This window comes from Streptomyces sp. NBC_00224, from assembly GCF_041435195.1.
Classification (GTDB): Bacteria; Actinomycetota; Actinomycetes; order Streptomycetales; family Streptomycetaceae; genus Streptomyces.
This window is the reverse complement of the sequence record NZ_CP108106.1, coordinates 4907265-4925555: the sequence shown is the minus strand read 5'-3', so window position 1 is coordinate 4925555 and position 18291 is coordinate 4907265. Positions and strand designations below refer to the sequence as shown.

17 protein-coding genes are annotated in these 18291 nt (G+C 70.2%); 8 read left to right on the top strand and 9 right to left on the bottom strand.

Features of this window, described 5'->3' with window-relative positions; all coding sequences use genetic code 11:
* The first annotated feature begins 56 nt into the window (after positions 1-56).
* The 3 genes from OG965_RS21950 to OG965_RS21940 all read left to right on the top strand — a co-directional run bounded on the left by OG965_RS21950 (position 57) and on the right by OG965_RS21940 (position 2972).
* Positions 57-908: an RNA polymerase sigma factor SigF gene (locus OG965_RS21950; RefSeq protein ID WP_371653789.1), complete on the top strand. Its 852-nt coding sequence runs from the start codon at positions 57-59 to the stop codon at positions 906-908.
* A gap of 234 nt (positions 909-1142) precedes the next feature.
* Positions 1143-2099: an RNA polymerase sigma factor SigF gene (locus OG965_RS21945; RefSeq protein ID WP_371653788.1), complete on the top strand. Its 957-nt coding sequence runs from the start codon at positions 1143-1145 to the stop codon at positions 2097-2099.
* Between the two features lie 108 nt (positions 2100-2207).
* Positions 2208-2972 carry a hypothetical protein gene (locus OG965_RS21940; RefSeq protein ID WP_371653787.1) on the top strand — a complete coding sequence of 255 codons (765 nt, stop codon included), beginning with the start codon at positions 2208-2210 and terminating at the stop codon, positions 2970-2972.
* Between the two features lie 43 nt (positions 2973-3015).
* On the opposite strand, the gene OG965_RS21935 is transcribed toward OG965_RS21940, so the two are convergent.
* Positions 3016-3228, bottom strand: a complete 213-nt coding sequence (locus OG965_RS21935; protein ID WP_371653786.1) for a hypothetical protein — start codon at positions 3226-3228, stop codon at positions 3016-3018.
* Positions 3229-3496: 268 nt separating this feature from the next.
* Here OG965_RS21935 and OG965_RS21930 point away from each other — a divergent pair, with 268 nt between their 5' ends.
* Positions 3497-3988: a MarR family winged helix-turn-helix transcriptional regulator gene (locus OG965_RS21930; protein WP_371653785.1), complete on the top strand. Its 492-nt coding sequence runs from the start codon at positions 3497-3499 to the stop codon at positions 3986-3988.
* Between the two features lie 24 nt (positions 3989-4012).
* Positions 4013-5611, top strand: a complete 1599-nt coding sequence (locus tag OG965_RS21925) for an MDR family MFS transporter (RefSeq protein ID WP_371653784.1) — start codon at positions 4013-4015, stop codon at positions 5609-5611.
* Between the two features lie 125 nt (positions 5612-5736).
* Here OG965_RS21925 and OG965_RS21920 read toward each other — a convergent pair whose 3' ends face one another.
* Both OG965_RS21920 and OG965_RS21915 read right to left on the bottom strand, forming a co-directional pair.
* Positions 5737-6396 carry a class I SAM-dependent methyltransferase gene (locus OG965_RS21920; RefSeq protein WP_371653783.1) on the bottom strand — a complete coding sequence of 220 codons (660 nt, stop codon included), beginning with the start codon at positions 6394-6396 and terminating at the stop codon, positions 5737-5739.
* 272 nt (positions 6397-6668) lie between these two features.
* Positions 6669-7454, bottom strand: a complete 786-nt coding sequence (locus tag OG965_RS21915) for a GntR family transcriptional regulator (RefSeq protein WP_371653782.1) — start codon at positions 7452-7454, stop codon at positions 6669-6671.
* 87 nt (positions 7455-7541) lie between these two features.
* Between OG965_RS21915 and OG965_RS21910 the strand changes: the two genes are divergently transcribed.
* From OG965_RS21910 to OG965_RS21900, 3 genes are read left to right on the top strand one after another with little or no spacing between them, the layout of a single operon-like run.
* The gene (locus OG965_RS21910) at positions 7542-7973 is read left to right on the top strand and encodes an NUDIX hydrolase (protein WP_371653781.1); all 432 of its coding nucleotides are present in this window, start codon (positions 7542-7544) and stop codon (positions 7971-7973) included.
* A gap of 56 nt (positions 7974-8029) precedes the next feature.
* Complete coding sequence (locus OG965_RS21905; RefSeq protein WP_371653780.1) at positions 8030-8425, top strand: ATP-binding protein; 396 nt, start codon at positions 8030-8032, stop codon at positions 8423-8425.
* On the top strand, positions 8419-8751 hold the full coding sequence (locus tag OG965_RS21900; RefSeq protein ID WP_371653779.1) for a hypothetical protein: 333 nt from the start codon (positions 8419-8421) through the stop codon (positions 8749-8751). The genes OG965_RS21905 and OG965_RS21900 overlap by 7 nt, the downstream gene beginning before the upstream one ends.
* Positions 8752-9055: 304 nt before the next feature.
* Here the strand turns inward: OG965_RS21900 and OG965_RS21895 are convergent, their stop codons facing one another.
* The 6 genes from OG965_RS21895 to OG965_RS21870 all read right to left on the bottom strand — a co-directional run bounded on the left by OG965_RS21895 (position 9056) and on the right by OG965_RS21870 (position 18286).
* On the bottom strand, positions 9056-10123 hold the full coding sequence (locus tag OG965_RS21895; RefSeq protein WP_371653778.1) for a hypothetical protein: 1068 nt from the start codon (positions 10121-10123) through the stop codon (positions 9056-9058).
* 466 nt (positions 10124-10589) lie between these two features.
* A complete protein-coding gene (locus OG965_RS21890) occupies positions 10590-11375 on the bottom strand; it encodes a TetR/AcrR family transcriptional regulator (RefSeq protein WP_371653777.1) in 786 nt (261 codons plus the stop codon).
* A gap of 136 nt (positions 11376-11511) precedes the next feature.
* Positions 11512-13026, bottom strand: coding sequence for an MFS transporter (locus OG965_RS21885; RefSeq protein ID WP_371653776.1), 1515 nt, complete (start codon positions 13024-13026; stop codon positions 11512-11514).
* Positions 13027-13218: 192 nt separating this feature from the next.
* The gene (locus OG965_RS21880) at positions 13219-15435 is read right to left on the bottom strand and encodes an ArnT family glycosyltransferase (RefSeq protein ID WP_371653775.1); all 2217 of its coding nucleotides are present in this window, start codon (positions 15433-15435) and stop codon (positions 13219-13221) included.
* The gene (locus tag OG965_RS21875; RefSeq protein WP_371653774.1) at positions 15432-16706 is read right to left on the bottom strand and encodes a glycosyltransferase; all 1275 of its coding nucleotides are present in this window, start codon (positions 16704-16706) and stop codon (positions 15432-15434) included. The genes OG965_RS21880 and OG965_RS21875 overlap by 4 nt, the downstream gene beginning before the upstream one ends.
* Positions 16707-16732: 26 nt before the next feature.
* Positions 16733-18286 (bottom strand): sensor histidine kinase, encoded by a 1554-nt coding sequence (locus OG965_RS21870; RefSeq protein ID WP_371653773.1) that lies wholly within the window; start codon positions 18284-18286, stop codon positions 16733-16735.
* Between the last annotated feature and the right edge of the window lie 5 nt (positions 18287-18291).

Below are 18291 nucleotides of genomic sequence, written 5' to 3'. Positions count from 1 at the left end.
ACCGAAGTTGACCGCGACATTGACCAAGCAGTGACCGCGAAGGGGTGGCGTTGACCGTGCCGGCCAGTACCGCACCTCAAGTGCCGCCCCAGAACGAGCCCCAGGAGCCCCCCGAAAGCCACCGTGCCCCTGTCCGGACCAGCAGCCGGGGCGCGGACACCCGGGCGCTCACCCAGGTCCTCTTCGGGCAGCTCAAGGGCCTGGAGCCGGGCACTCCGGAGCACCACCGGGTGCGCGGGGCGCTGATCGAGGCCAACCTGCCGCTGGTGCGGTACGCGGCGGCGCGGTTCCGCTCCCGCAACGAGCCGATGGAGGACGTGGTCCAGGTCGGCACGATCGGTCTGATCAACGCGATCGACCGGTTCGACCCGGAGCGCGGGGTGCAGTTCCCGACCTTCGCCATGCCGACGGTGGTGGGCGAGATCAAGCGGTACTTCCGCGACAACGTGCGCACCGTCCACGTCCCGCGCCGGCTGCACGAGCTCTGGGTCCAAGTGAACGGCGCCACCGAGGACCTGACGACCGCTCACGGCCGCTCGCCCACGACCGCCGAGATCGCCGACCGGCTGAAGATCGGCGAGGACGAGGTACTGGCCTGCATCGAGGCGGGCCGCTCGTACCACGCGACCTCCCTGGAGGCGGCCCAGGAGGGCGACGGCCTGCCGGGCCTCCTGGACCGGCTCGGCTACGAGGACCCGGCGCTGGCCGGGGTCGAACACCGCGATCTGGTCCGCCACCTCCTCGTACAACTGCCCGAACGCGAGCAGCGGATCCTGATGCTCCGCTACTACAGCAATCTGACGCAGTCCCAGATCAGCCAGGAGCTGGGCGTGTCCCAGATGCATGTGTCCAGGCTGCTGGCCAGGAGCTTCGCGCGGCTTCGATCCGCAAATCGAATCGAGGCATAACCGGATCGAGTGATCCACGTCCGGGTGAACAATCCGGCGGCAAAACCGGCACACCCCCTGCTAACTGCACGGATCCACACCTGACTTGTCGACATGTCACTACAGCGTGTTGCCGACATGTGACATTCTGCTGGAACCGCGTTTGCCGCAGCCCCGCCTCCGGTATTCAGGTGGAGGCTGCGTTCCTCCGATGGTCGTGGCCACCGCGACCGTCCGCGACCTCAAGGGGGTGGCATGTCCGCAGAACAGGGCAGCTCAAAGGTGCAGGTGCTCACGCTCATGAAGAGCGTGCCCGCGCCAGATGTGCGCGAGAGCCCGGAAGCCATCGACACCTGCGCCGTGCCCGGCTCCCCCGAGGCGCTCGACTCCGCCGGACCGGCGCCCTCCGCCGCGGCCGCCCGGCGGGAGGCGACGCGCTCCCACGAACCGCTGGACACCCGCACGCTCTCCCGCTCCCTGTTCCTGCGGCTGGCCGCGCTGGGCGGCGGGGAGAGCCCGGAGCGTACGTACGTACGCGACACGCTGATCGAGCTGAACCTCCCGCTCGTGCGGTACGCGGCGGCCCGCTTCCGCTCCCGCAACGAGCCGATGGAGGACATCGTCCAGGTCGGCACGATCGGCCTGATCAAGGCGATCGACCGGTTCGACTGCGAACGGGGCGTGGAGTTCCCGACGTTCGCGATGCCGACGGTGGTCGGTGAGATCAAGCGCTTCTTCCGCGACACGAGCTGGTCGGTCCGGGTCCCGCGCCGCCTCCAGGAACTCCGCCTCGCGCTGACGAAGGCGAGCGACGAACTGGCCCAGAAGCTGGACCGTTCGCCCACCGTGCCCGAGCTGGCGGCGGTCCTGGGCGTCTCGGAAGAGGACGTGGTGGACGGCCTCGCGGTCGGCAACGCGTACACGGCCTCCTCCCTCGACTCCCCCTCCCCCGAGGACGACGGCGGCGAGGGCTCCCTCGCGGACCGCCTCGGCTACGAGGACGCGGCCCTTGAGGGCGTGGAGTACCGCGAGTCCCTCAAGCCCCTCCTGGCCAAACTCCCCCCGCGCGAACGCCAGATCATCATGCTCCGCTTCTTCGCGAACATGACGCAGTCCCAGATCGGCGAGGAGGTGGGCATCTCCCAGATGCACGTCTCCCGCCTCCTGACGCGGACGCTGGCGCAACTGCGGGAGGGGTTGATCGCGGACTAGGGGCTGAGTGGGGTCCGGCTGTCCCGCCCGGGCCCCCTCCCCCTCCTCCCCCCGCCTCAGCCCCGTCCCGGGGTTCACAATTGACGCTCCGTCAGCAACACTGGCGCGATGCGACGTGCTGCGTTGATCGGCGTATCGGCGGCCGCCACGCTCGCGCTGGGCGGCGCGCTGGCCGCCTGCGGCGGGGAGGGCGGCAAGCCGTACGTGGCCGTGGGCACGGAGGCCCCGTCGAGCAAGGCGGTGCCGCCCCACGGCAAGGTGGAGCTGGTTCCGCTGGACGGGGCGAGCACCACGCCTGCGGGCGGGAGCGCGGCGCCCAGCAGCCCGCAGGCCCGTAGCGGCGACGGTACGACGGGGGCGCGCGGCGGTACGGCCGAGGTCCGTGGCGGTAGCCGCAGCGGAGGCGGCAGTTCCGCCGGAGGCGGCTCGGCGGGAAGCGGTTCAGCGGGAAGCGGCGCCACCCCGGGCACCAGCGGCGGCAGCACCCCCGGAGGCGGCCCCACCACGGGCGACCCCACCGGCACCCCCAGCACGGGCGGCACCCCCACGCCCACCCCCAGCCCCGACACCCCCGCCGCCCTGACCCTGGGCCCCCCGACCCGGACCCCCACCCCCACCCGCTGGTGCGAAAACGTCACGATCCCGGTCCGCAACACCGGCGACACCCCCGTGCGGTCCGGCACGCTCACGTTCGCGACCCACATCATCGGCCTGCTGGGCATCGACTGGGCGACCATCACCACGGAACAGCCCCTCGCACCCGTCGCCGCGCACGCCGCGACGTCACGTACGTACACCGTCTGCGTGGACGCCTGGCGCGTACCGCTCGGAATGCACATCGAGACCCGTACGGTCACCGCCGACTGGCGCTGAGCGAAACAGGTCTCGATGTGGAGGTACGGGAGGTGCGGGAGGGTCAGCCCAGCGCGAGCCAGGCGACGCCCGCGAGGACGGCGAGTACGACGACGATGCCGACGATCAGGCCGACGCGCGGACCGGCCGGCGCCGCCGCCGGGGTCGCCGCCGCCTGGCGGCCCTGCGGCGCGCCCTCGTCGACGAAGGCGCGGAACATCTGCGTGCTGCCCGCGGGGTCGTAGTTGCCCTCGGGGCCCGGGGTGTTGTGTGCCATGCACGGGACCCTAGCGAAGTCCCGGGTTCCGCCCAACCCCCGCCCCCGCGTGCCCCGGCACGCACACCACACGCTCACGGCGTACGCACACCGGGCGCGAGCGCCGCCCGACCCCTCCCACCTGCGCGTTGACTTCCCACATGCGAACACTTTGCATTTACTTTACCCCCACCCGCCCCCATTCGCTTGCCTTCAGCAACCAATCAATCCTATGGTTGCCCTAAGCAACGAGATCATTGAGCCAATGAGAGTCAAGGGGAGAAGCCCGATGGCCGCGCAGAGCCACTACGAGGAGCTGGCCCGGCAGCTCAGCGCCATCGGGGCCGTCAAGCGCGGGCTCGGCCGGATCCTGCCCGCCGAGTGCCCCGCCGGGTCCGCCGCCGTACTCACACTCCTCGGCCGCCACGGCGAGATGCGGATCAGCAGGCTCGCCGAACTCCTCGATGTGGACATGTCGGTGACGAGCCGTCACGTCCAGCACGTGGCCGCGCGGGGCTGGATCGAGCGCGACCCGGACCCGCTGGACAAGCGCTCCCGGATCCTGCGGCTCACCCCCGCCGGCCGCGCCATGCTCGACGAGCTCGGGCGGCGCACGGCGGACATGTTCGCCCGGACCCTGCGGGACTGGTCCGACGACGAGGTCGGGCAGCTGAACGCGATGCTCGCGCGGCTCAGAGAGAGCTTCAACTGCCGCGAGGAACCGTTGGCCCAGGCCCCCGCCGCACCCCTCACCCGTACACCCGCCGCACAACAGGCGTAACAGACGCACCAGAGAAGGAAGTTCATGGCTACATCCACACCGGCCGGTGTGCGGGACGGCCGCGCCGCCCATGGAGGGCAGCCCTCCAACGGCGACGCGCCGATGACTCACCGGCAGATCATGGAGGCGCTGTCCGGGCTGCTGCTCGGCATGTTCGTCGCCATCCTGTCCTCGACGATCGTCTCCAACGCCCTTCCGCAGATCATCGGCGATCTGGGCGGCGGCCAGTCCGCGTACACCTGGGTCGTCACGGCCTCGCTGCTCGCGATGACCGCGACCACCCCGCTGTGGGGCAAGCTCTCCGACCTGTTCAGCAAGAAGCTGCTGGTCCAGATAGCCCTGGTCATCTACGTCAGCGGTTCGGTGATCGCCGGGCTCTCCCAGAACGCGGGCATGCTGATCGCCTGCCGCGTCGTCCAGGGCATCGGCGTCGGCGGCCTTTCCGCCCTCGCCCAGATCATCATGGCCGCGATGATCGCGCCGCGTGAGCGCGGCCGGTACAGCGGCTACCTCGGTGCCACGTTCGCGGTCGCGACGGTCGGCGGACCGCTGCTCGGCGGCGTGATCACCGACACGTCCTGGCTCGGCTGGCGCTGGTGCTTCTACGTGGGCGTGCCGTTCGCGGTGATAGCGCTGATCGTGTTGCAGAAGACCTTGAAGCTTCCGGTCGTGAAGCGCGAGGTGAAGGTCGACTGGGCGGGCGCGTTCTTCATCAGCGCGGCGGTGTCGCTGCTGCTGGTGTGGGTGACGTTCGCGGGCGACAAGTACGACTGGGTGTCGTGGCAGACGGCGGCGATGGTCGGCGGCTCGGTGCTGCTCGGCGCGGTCTTCGTGTACGTGGAGTCGAAGGCGGCCGAACCGATCATCCCGCTGCGGCTGTTCCGCAACCGCACGATCACGCTGGCGTCGCTGGCGTCGCTGTTCGTGGGTGTGGCGATGTTCTCGGGAACGGTGTTCTTCAGCCAGTACTTCCAGCTGGCACGAGGCGAGTCCCCCACGATGTCAGGCGTGTTGACGATCCCCATGATCGCCGGCCTGTTCATCTCCTCCACGGTCTCGGGCCAGGTCATCACGAAGACGGGCCGCTGGAAGGCGTGGCTGGTGAGCGGCGGCGTCCTGGTCACGGCGGGTCTCGCACTGCTCGGCACGATGCGGTACGACACGGCGTACTGGCAGCTCGCGATCTACATGGCGCTGATGGGCCTCGGCATCGGCATGATGATGCAGAACCTGGTGCTGTGCACGCAGAACCAGGTCTCCGCGGCCGACCTCGGCTCGGCGTCGTCCGTGGTGACGTTCTTCCGGTCGCTGGGCGGCGCGGTGGGCGTGTCCGCACTCGGCGCGGTGATGGCCAACCGGGTCACGCACTACGTCAAGGACGGCCTGACCGACCTCGGCCCCAAGGCGGCGGGCCTGGCCCAGGGCGGCGGAGGCGGCATCCCCGACCTGGACAAGATGCCGGCGCCCCTGCGCACGGTGATGGAGAGCGCGTACGGCCACGGGGTGGCCGACGTCTTCCTCTACGCCGCGCCGTGCACGCTGCTCGCCTTCTTCGTGACGCTGTTCATCAAGGAGGTCGCGCTGAAGTCGCGGTCGGAGCAGGCGCCGACGGCGGCGGAGTAACTGAACTCGGGTGCCCCGAGCGGAGGCACCCGACAGGGGCGGCAGGCAGGGGACGGCCTGCCGCCCCGTTTTTTGCCCCTGGGCGGGCCGGGTTCGCCGGCTGCGGGTCGGCACATGGGCCCGGTTCACACGGTGGCGCGGACGATCAGCGTGCCGATGTGACCGGGTTCGGGGGCGTTGACGATCGTCGCGTCGATGTCGGTGAAGCCGGCTTTCGACAAGAGGTTGTGCCACTTGCGGGGTGTGTAGCTGTAGCGGTAGGTGAACGTCGCTTTTCCCGCGAAGCCGCCCTTGTACATGCCTTGCGGCCCGTATGCGCCGGGGATGGCCGGGGGATGGGAGAACGCCAGGACTCCGCCGGGGTTCAGCCGCTCGGCGATCAGCGGGAGCAGCCTGGCCGGGTCGGTGAACCACACGGCTCCGAAGATCGAGTAGATGGCGTCGTACGTGTCCGTACGGGTGCTGAGGTGGTCCAGCACTTCGGCGCAGATGAACCGTGCTCCCAACGGGCCCCAACGCTCAGTGGTGTTGGCGACCATGACGGGTGAGAGGTCGACACCCGTTGCCTTCACTCCTTGCTGTGCGAGGTGGGCGAGCGCTCGTCCGGTGCCGCATCCGATCTCCAGCACCGTTGCGGGCTCGCCCAGCAGCTCGGGGCCGGGCCCGTGCCCGGAGTACTGCGTCCAGCAGAACACGGGGTCGGAGTCGAACACCTTGCCCTTGGTGCTCTGCGCGAAGGTGTCCCACAGTTCGCGTTCACTGTCGATGTCGTGTCGTGCGGGCAACGGGCTTCCTCCGCGTCGGGGCGGGCAACTTCACCGGTCTCGTCCAGCTCGTTCCGGCTGTCTGGACCGTACAGACAAAGACCCGCCTGACCGCACCCGCAGGCTCAACACTCCCCAGACTTGCGGCTGAACTGCCGTACACCTTCTCGGAGCTCCACTACGAATGCACTAAGGCCCCCAGCTCGGCCACCCCACCGCGACGAGCTACGCCAACTCCTGGTCAGCCGCAGCCGGGGCCAGAGAGCCCGCCGTATTCACAGGTTCAAGTGTGCTTACGTAGCCGGAAGTTGGTAGGCGAGGACGAAGGCGTCGGCGGCCATGATGGTGTCGCAGACTTCGACGGCGCGGCCCTCGGTGTCGTACGCGGTACGGATCAGATGGATCACGGGGACGCCGGAGGCGAGGTGGAGTGTGCGGACCTCGTGTGGGGAGGGCATGCGGGCGCGGATCTCCTCGTCGAAGTGGTCGAGGCGGTGGCCTTGCTCTTCCAGGCGGGCATAGATGCCGCCGGGGCCGGGATTGGGTTCGGTGATCTGCGTGCCGCGTGCGATGTCGAGGGGAAGGTAGGAGGTCGCGAACTCGACCGGGCGGCCGTCGATGAGGTAGCGGCGACGGCGGGCGAGGACCTTGCGCGGGGAGCCAAGGCGGGCGGCGACATCCTGGGAGGGCTTCTCCTCCTTGACCTCCAGGCCGTCCACTTCGGAGTGCACGCCCGCGGCTTCCGCCTCGACGGTGAAGGCGGACTTGCCCTGGTCGCGGTGGCGGCGGGCGAAGCGGTCGGAAGCGAGGCGGCGTACGGGCGGCCGGGGCCGTACGAAGACGCCCTTGCCGTGCTCGGAGACGGCGAGTCCTTCGCCCTGGAGGATCGAGAGGGCGTTGCGAACGGTCATACGGGAGACGCCGTAATGCTCGACGAGTTCGGTCTCTGAGGGCAGCTTGTCGCCTTCGCGGAAACGGCCCTTGTCGATGGCTTCGCGCAGGTGGTCGGCGATCTGTCGGAAGACAGCGCGGTCACTGGTCGGGTCCAGCGCGCCCAGAAGACCGGACGGGAGAGCCATGCGCGTACTCCTTTAGATATCTAGACGAGCAGGTGACCTGGATCGCTATGGTGGAGAGCCTAGCCAGACCCGGGAGGGCCGAGGAACGTGAGCACCGATCGCCCGCACTCCGTCAGCGTCGCCGGCGTCATCGTCGACGACGCGGGCCGCGCGCTTGTGATCAAGCGGCGCGACAACGGCAAGTGGGAGCCGCCGGGCGGCGTGGTCGAACGCGAGGAATCCCTTCCCGACGCCCTGCAACGCGAAGTCCTGGAGGAGACCGGCATCAAGATCGCCCTTCCATCGATGTTGACCGGCGTGTACAAGAACATGACCGGCCTGATCGTCTCCCTGGTCTTCCGCTGCGAAGCCATCGACGGTGCTCCGACGGTCGGTGACGAGACCCGCGCCCTGCGCTGGGTCACCCGCGAGGAAGTGGTCGAGCTCGCCGACGAGGCGTACGCGATCCGCGTCCTGGACGCACTTGATCGCATGTCCCCGCCGGCTGTCCGCGCACACGACGGCGTTCGACTCATCTAGCACGGGCCCCGTGAAACCACTGTCCATGGGCCGCCTACCAGCACGGAGTAACTTGTATGGACGAGTATATGAGTAGAGTCCCGGCGGGTATCTGGGGCTTGATCTGCCCAGGTTCCCCGGAAGAAGTGGCCCGCGCCCGGCGCTGGACCCGCGACGTCTTACGGGAGCACCCCCGGGTGGACGACGCGGTCCTGGTCGTCAGCGAGCTGGGGACGAACGCGCTGACGCATACGGCGGGGGATGCGCTGCGGGTGATGCTGACCGTGACCGAGGGCCGGGTGACCGTGGCGGTCACGGACTCGGGCGGGGCGCCGCAGGGGCCGAAGGTGACTGAGTCGACTGAAGATGCCGTTCACGGGCGGGGGTTGAGCATCGTTATGGCGCTCGCGCAATGCCTGGCGGTCACGGGAGACGAGGCGGGCCGCACAGTCACGGCGGAGCTCCCATGCTGAGGGGGCCGGGGTTCCTGTGCGAGTTCTCGGTCGAGCGCCGGGACACGGGGGAGCGCGTCAACGAGGCGGCCCTGGAGGTCGACTCGGTGGAGGCGGCGGTGCGCTGGATGCGGATCGCGGTGCGGGCGGCGCTGCCCGGGTTCGAGGGCGAGACACTGCGGGCGGCGCGGGCGTTCCTGGCGGACGGCCGGACGGCGGAACGAGAGCTCCGCGAGAACCAGTTGACGCCCCTGACCCTGGTCCAGGGCTCCCTGACCATGGTGTGGCTGATCAGCCCGATAGCGGCGGGCGAGCGCCACCGCATCTGCGTATGGCCATGGGCCTGAGCCACAACTTTCTCTACAGGTTCCAGGCGGCCCGCTCCACTCACCGCGCGCTGCCCGACCCCAGCCGGGCCGACGCCCGTGCCGAGCGCAGGGCCATCAGCCGTCTGATGTCAGAGAAGGGGTACATCGTGGCTGGGGCGGTCGGCTCCACGGCTTTAGGCAGCCATATTGGCTCGAGCCTCGAAGATCATGGCCCCACGTCGTGCTTGAGCGGGCAGGTCCACGGACTGCCCGACGCGCTAGAGCTTACGAGGCCATGAACACTCGCGCCAAAGCAGTTCCAGCCCAAAGCCGCTCCGCCGACCTAATCTGCAAGTTCTTGAACGCTCGGATCCCCAACAATCCACCAGGCAGGAGGGAAACCCGGCTGCGGCGGCGCTGCTCCGACATGGTTGGCAACTAGCCACCCTCTATCTGTTCTATGCAGCAGGAGAGTAAGTCCTCCCGGAATGGGAGTTGGAGAGTTGACAAAGTATCCACCAGTTTCGCCGACTGGCGCCAGAACTACCAAGTCATAGTCTCGGGCGACCCTCCTCCGCCTACTCGCTCCGCCGAGCCGATTAGGATCGATCTCTCCCCAAGCATTGCGAAAACCTTCAATTTCAATTTCACAGAAGATCGACCATAGCTCGTGGTCTTCACGAACACCTACGATCGCTTCGGCCAGTTCGGGGAGTTGGCCGTCCTCGCGGTCGAGATGCTCTCGAGTGTTCCATAGCCACGCCTGGACTCGACACAATAGCCAGTTCGAATCCGCCAGCTCGATGGCTTCATGAAATTCGCCTGCCACCATGTGCCGAACAAAGCGGATTGCTACTCCGATCTGTCCGTCATCTTCGTACCTGCCGTCCGAACTCATGGAGGCAACAGCAACCGATGCAACAACTTCGTCAGATGCGGACGTGCCCTCAGTCAAAATCGGAACGGCACCCTCTGGTAGATCACCTTCCTCACCGGATGGGATCTCTCTATTCGTAGTCATCCCCAAAATCGAAATAAGCATTGAGGCAGCAAAGGCCCCCGTCACCAACGAGTACCAGACAAAACCATCCAAGTTTAGCCAGTACGTCCAACCGCCGAATCCAAGCAAGAAGAAACCGGCAAAAGCGACCCCTCCTTTCGGAATAGGCTTCTTGGGGGCTCCTGTTGGTTGCCCGGAGAGCTTAGCCACGTCAAGAGCAATCTTTCCATGAAGCCAAGCCACTGCAGGCGTATGATCACTCAGAATCGCGTTCTTCTGCAGTTCCTCTGCCAGGATCAGATTCTCTTTAATTTCGTTACGGCGCCGCCTTTGGCGACTGGTCACACCGGCAAGCGTCCCTACAGCAGCCAATACCGAGACGACGGCGTTAGCGATCCCCTCCGGATTCATGTGCGTAGCGTACCGATCAGCATGATGCGAAGGAGCCGAACGAGCGCCCTCCCGGGCCGCCCTGAGGCCGTGAAAGGGCGCTTGATGGTGACCAGCGCTGACAACTGGCGACAGCTGCGCCGCAGTTCAGAGCAGTGATCCAGTAGGCGGCCGCAGGTCACGGCCGTCCGTGATCAGTTGTGGCTGTACAGCAGCTCCGTACCGCAACCCCAGCAACTACCCCCATTCGGCGGCATCCTCCCGGGGCCCGACAGCAACCGCCATGACCGTCCCTGCCCCATCCCGCTATAGCTACGGAGCAGAAGGTCACAGCCCCACGTCACCAACCGAAAGGGCCCGGGAAATCACCTCGGGCCCTCTCCCATTGAGGCGTCCAACCACGCCCATGCCCCGCGCGCCCGTCCGGGCCCATCCCTCCACACCACCCCGGAGGGGTAGAGAAGGAACGGGAAGAACAACCCCCCGCCTACCGCTCCCGCTTAGCCTCAATCCCCGCGATCAAAATATCCAGCGCGAACACAAAGTCCCGCTCCCGCATCTCCTCCACCGTGTCCCCGCCCCGCGCCTCCATCAGTTCCTCCGCCAGCTCCATCGTCTGGTGGAAGTCGGGGCGTTCGCGCAGGGCGCCCATCGCCTGGGCGAAGTACTCGTCCTGGGTGACTCCGGCCTCCGCGCACCGCGCGACGAAGTGGCCCTCGATCGTGCCGAAGCCGTACACGAACTGGAAGACGGCGGACAGGCCGCCCGTGATGCCGTGGGCGGGCAGCCCCGTGCGGCTGAGGATCTTCTGCGCGGCGTTCGCGAACTCCATCGAGCGCGGCCCGATGTTGAGGTAGCGGCCGACGAGCGGCGACACCCAGGGGTGGCGGACCATGACCGAGCGGTAGCTGACGGCGAGTTCGCGGAGCTGGTCGCGCCAGTCCGCGTCCGCCCCGGCGCCTTCCACGTCCGGCACCCGCAGCTCCCCGAACACCGAGTCCAGGGCAAGTTCCAGCAGGTCGTCCTTGGTGTCCACGTACCAGTACAGCGACATGGCCGTGACCCCGAGCTCGCCCGCCAGGCGGCGCATGGAGAACTTCGTCGGGCCCTCCGCGTCCAGCAGACGCACCGACTCCGCGATGATCCGGTCCCGGTCGAGGGACGTCGCGGTCGTCGGCTGGTCGCTCCGGCGGACGCGGCCCGCCTGTTTGCCGCCCTCCAGCCACACGCTGGTACGCGTCGGATTCTTCGCGCGGTCGGCTGCCGACACCATGGCGCGCCCTCCTCGTGGGTCGTCGGACTGTCTGTACGTATACGTACGACAGTCGTACGGCGTTTCCTGCGGCGGTAGTGGAGTGGGGCGGACGGCAGCGCAGAACAGCGGAATGCTGCCGTCCGACCCGTAGATGCTATGCCGCGGGCACAGGCTCCACCGGCGCGTCAGCGCGCTCCGCCCGGGCCAGCAGCGCCGCCGCGAGCAGGCCGCCCGCGAGCACCGCCGCCGCGCCGACCAGCTGACTCGTCTCCAGGCCGGAGGCGAACGCGTCCGAGATCCGGGAGCGTTCGGCGTCGTCGCCCGCCGCCGCGAGCGCCGCCGGGAGCGAGGCCGCGCCCACCACGGACGGGACCAGCGCCGCGAAGCGCGAGTTGAGGACCGCGCCGAGCACGGCCACGCCGAGCCCGTTGCCGAACTCCGCCAGGGTGCCGTTGACGCCCGCGCCCACGCCCGCCTTCTCCGGCGGGATCGCGCTCATCAGGGTGTTGGCCATGGCCGGCATCGAGACGGCGATGCCCGCGCCCATCACCACGAGGCCCAGCAGCATGCCGCTGTAGTGCTCGCGGCCGAGCACCGCTATCGCCGCGAGTCCGGCCGCGTTCGCCGCCATGCCGACCGCGATCGTCCTGGGCGTGCCCAGCTTGGGCATCAGCCGCGCGCCCACGCCCGCCACGTTCAGCGCGATCACGCTCAGCGCCAGCGGCGCGATGCGCAGACCCGCCTCCAACGGCCCGTATCCGAGGACGAACTGGAGGTGCTGGGTCAGCAGGAACAGCGAGCCGCCCATGCCGAAGGCGACCAGGATCGAGCCCGCGACCGCGCCGGTGAACTTCTGGTTGCGGAAGAAGTGCATGTCCAGCATCGGGTACGGGATGGACAGCTCCCAGCGGGCGAACGCGGCGAGGAAGACCAGACCCACCCCGGCCGAGGCCAGCACGTGCACCGACGTCCAGCCGTGGCCCGGGCCCGAGATGATCGCGTACACCACTCCGGTCATACCGACCGTCGAGAGCAGCGCGCCGAGCAGGTCCGGCCGGTCGCCCAGCGGGTTCTTCGACTCGGGGACCAGGATGAGCACGGCCACCAGGCCGAGCGCCGCGACCGGGATGTTGATCAGGAAGATCGAGCCCCACCAGAAGTGGTCGAGCATCAGACCGCCGATCAGCGGCCCGGCGGCGAAGCCGAGGGAGTTGACCGTGGCCCAGAGGCCGATGGCCTTGACCCGCTCCTCGTTGTCGAAGATCTGCACGACGACGGCGAGCGTGGTGGTCATCAGGAGCGCGCCGCCGACGCCCATCCCGGCGCGCGCGGCGATCAGCTGCCCGGCGCTCTGGGAGAGTCCGGCCGCCAGCGAGCCGATGCCGAAGAGCGCGAGCCCGGCCGCCAGCATCTTCTTGCGGCCGTAGCGGTCGGACGCGCTGCCCGCGGTGAGCAGCAGTCCGGACTGGACGAGCGAGTACGCGTTGATCATCCACTGGATGTCCGCCGACGAGGCGTCGATCGACGTGCTCAGGGAGGGGATCGCGACGTTCAGGACGGTGTTGTCGAGCAGCACGGTGAGCTGGGCCAGGCAGATGACACCCAGGATCAGCCAGCGCTGTGGGTGCCCCGTGGGGGCGGCCGTCGGATCGGCGGCGGTGGCCGTCATGCGGGCTCCTAGTCGAGTTGTACAGCGTATGGGGACGACGCCGTACACCGTAAAGGAGGTCCTTGTACGGTGTAAAGCTCATTTCTCCGGGGCCTGCGGAACTCGTACGGAATGGGCGGAACGTGCGGAACCGGCATACGAAAAGGGCGGTGGTCCGGGTCGTCCCCGGACCACCGCCCCCACCGACGGCCGCTACTTGGCGGGAGCCGTCAGGTCGTAGAACGTGGCACTGCCGACGGTCACCTTGGTGAAGGTGGCCGCCACCCAGGTGGCGATGGAGGTGCCGCCGCCCTGGCCGCCCATCATGCCGCCGCCACCGCCCCCGCCTCCGGCGATGAAGTAGTGGATCTTCCCTTCGGCCACGTACTTCTTGAACTGCGCGAGCGTGGGCGACGGGTCGCTGCCGTTGAAGCCGCCGATCGCCATCACCGGCTTCTCGGTAGCGAGTTGGTAGCTGGCCGCGTTCTGCGAGCCGACGGCCGCCGCGACCCAGGTGAACCGGTCGGCATCCGTCTTGAGCAGGGACTTCGCCTTGGCGCTGACCCGGGCGCCGTTGAGCAGCCCGCCCATGCCACCGGGTCCGCCGCGCTCGCCGCCGCCCGCGCCGGGGAACTGCCCACCGCCGCCGGGAAGCTGGGACGGCATGCCCGTCCGGCCGCCCTGCTGGGCGCCGCCGCCCGGAGGAACCATCCCGCCGCCCTGCGGCCCCTGACCCTGACCCTGACCCTGACCCTGGCCCTGGCCCTGGCCCTGGCCCTGGCCCTGGCCCTGGCCCTGGCCCTGGCCCTGGCCCTGGCCCTGGCCGGCCTGCGCCGGGCGCCCGTTCTGCCCGCCCGGCGCGGTGAACTCGCCGCCCGGACCGCCCCGCATCCGCCCGCCGCCGGGCCCGCCGCCCATGGACGCGCCCGCCGGGCCCGCCGTGACGATCGAGCCGGTGTGGCCGGTCTGGAGCGTGCTCACCGTGTACGCGAACGGCCCGGCCAGCGACGCCACCAGACCCACCCCGGCCGCGCCAAGGGCCAGCCTCCGGTCGAGCCGTCCCGCGAGCGCGATCCCGACCGCCGCCGCCAGGCCGCCGATCAGCACCGTCCACCGCAGCCACGGCAGATAGTCCGGTGTGCGGCCGAGCAGCACGTACGACCACCAGGCCGTGAGCGCCACCGACGCGCCCAGCGTCGCGGCCGCCGCGAGCCGGGTCCGCTCCTCCCACAGCACGGTCGCGCCCATGCCGACGAGCGCGGCGATGTAGGGGGCGAGGGCGACCGTGTAGTACTGGTGGAAGATCCCCGCCATGAAGCTGAAGATCCCGGCGGTCATCAGCAGCGCCCCGCCCCAGGCCAGGAACGCCGCCCGGGCCGTGTCGGTCCGCTTGCCCCGCCAGGTGATCGCCAGGCCCGCGACGAGCAGCAGCAGCGCGGCGGGCAGCAGCCAGGAGATCTGGCTGCCCACCTCGGAGCCGAACATCCGGTCGAGGCCGGTCGTGCCCCACCCGCCGCCTCCCCGGCCGCCGCCCCCGCCGCCCACGCTGCCGGTCTCGTCTCCGTTGATCCGGCCGAGGCCGTTGTAGCCGAAGGTCAGCTCCAGGAAGGAGTCGTTCTGCGAGCCGCCGATGTACGGGCGCGAGGACGCGGGCCACAGCTCCACGACCGCCACCCACCAGCCGCCGGACACCACCGTCGCGAGCCCGGACAGGGCGAGCTGGCCGAGCCGCCTGCGTACGGTCGTGGGCGCGCACACCGCGTACAGCACGGCGAGCGGCGGCAGGATCAGGAACGCCTGGAGGGTCTTCGTCAGGAAGGCGAAGCCGACGGCCACACCCGCCCACACCAGCCACTTCGTCCGCGCGCCCTCCAACGCGCGCAGCACGCAGTAGACCGTCACGGTCATCAGCAGGGCGAGCAGCGCGTCCGGGTTGTTGAAGCGGAACATCAGCGCCGCGACCGGGGTGAGCGCGAGCACCGCGCCCGCGATCAGGCCCGCCGCCGGGCTGAACCTGCGCCGTACGGCCGCGTACAGCACCGCCACCGTGCCGACCCCCATCAGCACCTCGGGCAGCAGGATCTGCCAGGAGCCGAGGCCGAAGAGCCGTACGGAGAGCGCCATCGGCCACAGCGCGGCCGGGGGCTTGTCGACGGTGATGGCGTTCGCGGAGTCCAGCGAGCCGAAGAACATCGCCTTCCAGCTCTCGCCGCCCGCCTGGACGGCCGCCGAGTAGAAGGAGTTGGCGTATCCGGAGGCGCTGAGGTTCCAGAGGTAGGCGAGGAAGGTGAGCAGGAGGAGGCCGAGGAAGGCGGGGCGCACCCAGGCCGGGTCGGTGGTGCGGCCGCGCCAGAGGCGGCCCGCGGCGGCCTTGTGCCGGGCCGCGGCGACCCCCTCGTGCGCGCCGGCCGGGTAGGAGGTCGTGGTCATCGGGTGGCGTCCTTCTGGTGGGGGATCGACGTGGCGCGGTCCGGGAAGACCCAGGCGCGGAAGAGCAGGAAGCGCAGCACGGTGGCCGCCAGGTTCGCCGCGACCAGGACCGCGACCTCGGTGGAGTGCGAGGGGTCGCCGTTCGCGGCGCCCAGGGCCGCGAGCGAGCCGCTGGTGAGGGCGAGTCCGATGGCGAACACGACGAGGCCCTGCGCCTGGTGGCGCATCGCGCGGTCCCGCCCCCGTACGCCGAAGGTGAGCCGGCGGTTGGCGGCGGTGTTGGCGACGGCGGACACCAACAGGGCGGCGGCGTTGGCCACTTGGGGTCCGGTGCCGGTCCGGAAGAGCGAGTAGAGGCCGAGGTAGAAGAGGGTGGAGAGCGCGCCGATCACGCAGAAGCCGACGAGCTGGCGGGCGAGCCCGCCCGGTACGCCGCTGATCCCTCGGTCGCGCGGGTCGTCACCGAACGGGCGCGCGAGCCGGTCCAGGGGGAGCGCACCGACGGCGAGGGCGCGCCCGACCCGCCACACACCCTTGAGGTCGTCGGTCGCCGTCCGCACGATATGGACGGTCGAGTCCGGGTCGTCGACCCAGTCCACCGGCACCTCGTGGATGCGCAGACCGGCCCGCTCGGCGAGCACCAGGAGTTCGGTGTCGAAGAACCAGCCGGTGTCCTCCACCATCGGCAGCAGCCGCTCGGCCACGTCACGGCGTATCGCCTTGAACCCGCACTGGGCGTCCGAGAAGCGCGCCGCCAGCGACGACTTGAGTATCAGGTTGTACGCGCGGGAGATGAACTCGCGCTTGGGCCCGCGCACCACCCGCGAGGCCCGGCTGAGGCGGGAGCCGATCGCGAGGTCGGAGTGGCCCGAGATCAGCGGGGCGACCAGCGGGAGCAGGGCGTTCAGGTCGGTCGAGAGGTCGACGTCCATGTACGCGAGCACGGGCGCGTCCGAGGCCGACCACACGGTCCGCAACGCCCGCCCGCGTCCCTTCTCTTCGAGCCGGAAGTGGCGTACGCCCTCGATCTCGCGGGCCAGGCGCGCCGCGACCTCGGGCGTGCGGTCGGTGGAGGCGTTGTCGGCGACGGTGATCCGGAACGCGTACGGGAAGGTGCGTGCGAGGTGCTGCTGGAGCCGGCGCACACACGGCTCCAGGTCCCGCTCCTCGTTGTAGACGGGGACCACCACGTCGAGTACGGGCCCGCCCGCCGCACCGACGGGCAGGTGCTCGCGTGCCGGCAGGGTGCCCACGGAGATGTCGGTTCGCATGCCACCGACCCTCGCGAGGACCGCTGTCACACCTGTGTGGCGCGACTGTGGGCAGGCTGTGAGTGGTGAACGGGTACGGGAGCGGGGGTCGTCGCGGGCCGGGTGGCCGGCGCGGGCGGGGCGCCCGGGACCGGCAGGTGGACGCTGAAGACCGTGCTGCCCGGGGCCGAGCGCACCGAGACGCCGCCCCCGTGCGCGGCCACCACCGCCTGCACGATGGCGAGGCCGAGCCCGGTCGAGCCGTGCGCCCGGGACCGGGAGGCGTCGCCGCGCGCGAACCGCTCGAAGACGTGCGGCAGCAGCGCGGGCGGGATGCCCGGGCCGTCGTCCTCGACTTCGAGCACGGCCCACGCGCCCTGGCGCGCCACGCGCGCGGTGACGGTCGTGCCGTCCGGGGTGTGGGTGCGCGCGTTGCCGAGCAGATTGACCAGGACCTGGTGGAGCCGGGCGCCGTCGCCGAGGACGGAGACCGGGTCGTCGGGCAGGTCCGGGAGCTCCAGGCGCCACCGGTGTCCCTGCCCGGCCGCCCGCGCGTCGCTCACCGCGTCCACGACCAACGGGGAGAGATCAGTGCTCTCGTACGAGAGCGGGCGTCCGGCGTCGAGCCGTGCGAGCAGCAGCAGATCCTCCACCAGGCCGGTCATCCGCTGGGCCTCCGCCTCGACGCGCCCCAGCGCGTGGCGGGTCGCGGGCCCGACCTCCTCCGTGCCGCGCCGGGTGAGCTCGGCGTACCCGCGAATGGAGGCGAGCGGGGTGCGCAGCTCATGGCTGGCGTCGGCGACGAACTGCCGTACGCGCGTCTCGCTCTCCTGCCGCGCGGCAAGCGCGGAGCCGACGTGCCCCAGCATCCGGTTGAGCGCCGCGCCGACCTGCCCGACCTCGGTACGCGGGTCGGCCTCGGCGTCCCGGACACGCTCGTGCAGGGCCACCTCGCCGCTGTGGAGCGGCAGTTCGGAGACCCGGGTGGCCGTCGCGGCGACCCGGCGCAGCGGGCGGAGCGCGACGCCGACGATGGCGGTGCCCGCGATCCCGGCGGCGACCAGACCGGCGGCGGTCACCGAGACGACGACCAGGATCAGGGCGTTGACGGTGGACTCGACGTCCTTGAGCGGGAAGCCGACGAGGGCCGAGCCGTCCCTCGCCCACTGCGCCCGGTACGAGCCGAGGCCCGGCACCGCGACGGTGTGGATGCGCCCGTCCTTGGCCACCGCCGCCAGCGCGCCGATCTGGCCGGCGGTGAGGGGCTCCTGGGCCCCCCGGGGCGACGACCCGGGCTCGCCCCGGACGCTGGTGGCCCCGGCGGGCTGCCCGTCGGGGCCGATGCGCAGCCCGACCGTGCCGAACGGCTGCCCGGGCGCGGAGACGAAGCCCGTGGAGAGGTCGGGCGCGAGGTGGTGCGTGCGCTCGACGGCGGGGCGCAGCGAGTCGTCCAGCTGCCGCTGGAGGTTGGAGCGCATCCCGATGACCGTGACCGTGCCGATCACGGCGGCCACGACGGCGATCAGCGCGACGGCGGAGACGACGAGCCGGGTCCGCAGCGTCCACCGGCGCGGCCGCCTCGGGGCGCGCCCGGAACGCATCCGGC

Coding starts and splice junctions, on each gene's coding strand:
- OG965_RS21945 (WP_371653788.1), top strand. CDS start 1,143: ATGTCCGCAGAACAGGGCAGCTCAAAGGTGCAGGTGCTCACGCTCATG.
- OG965_RS21940 (WP_371653787.1), top strand. CDS start 2,208: ATGCGACGTGCTGCGTTGATCGGCGTATCGGCGGCCGCCACGCTCGCG.
- OG965_RS21935 (WP_371653786.1), bottom strand. CDS start 3,228: ATGGCACACAACACCCCGGGCCCCGAGGGCAACTACGACCCCGCGGGC.
- OG965_RS21930 (WP_371653785.1), top strand. CDS start 3,497: ATGGCCGCGCAGAGCCACTACGAGGAGCTGGCCCGGCAGCTCAGCGCC.
- OG965_RS21925 (WP_371653784.1), top strand. CDS start 4,013: ATGGCTACATCCACACCGGCCGGTGTGCGGGACGGCCGCGCCGCCCAT.
- OG965_RS21915 (WP_371653782.1), bottom strand. CDS start 7,454: ATGGCTCTCCCGTCCGGTCTTCTGGGCGCGCTGGACCCGACCAGTGAC.
- OG965_RS21905 (WP_371653780.1), top strand. CDS start 8,030: ATGGACGAGTATATGAGTAGAGTCCCGGCGGGTATCTGGGGCTTGATC.
- OG965_RS21900 (WP_371653779.1), top strand. CDS start 8,419: ATGCTGAGGGGGCCGGGGTTCCTGTGCGAGTTCTCGGTCGAGCGCCGG.
- OG965_RS21895 (WP_371653778.1), bottom strand. CDS start 10,123: ATGAATCCGGAGGGGATCGCTAACGCCGTCGTCTCGGTATTGGCTGCT.
- OG965_RS21890 (WP_371653777.1), bottom strand. CDS start 11,375: ATGGTGTCGGCAGCCGACCGCGCGAAGAATCCGACGCGTACCAGCGTG.
- OG965_RS21885 (WP_371653776.1), bottom strand. CDS start 13,026: ATGACGGCCACCGCCGCCGATCCGACGGCCGCCCCCACGGGGCACCCA.
- OG965_RS21880 (WP_371653775.1), bottom strand. CDS start 15,435: ATGACCACGACCTCCTACCCGGCCGGCGCGCACGAGGGGGTCGCCGCG.
- OG965_RS21875 (WP_371653774.1), bottom strand. CDS start 16,706: ATGCGAACCGACATCTCCGTGGGCACCCTGCCGGCACGCGAGCACCTG.
- OG965_RS21870 (WP_371653773.1), bottom strand. CDS start 18,286: ATGCGTTCCGGGCGCGCCCCGAGGCGGCCGCGCCGGTGGACGCTGCGG.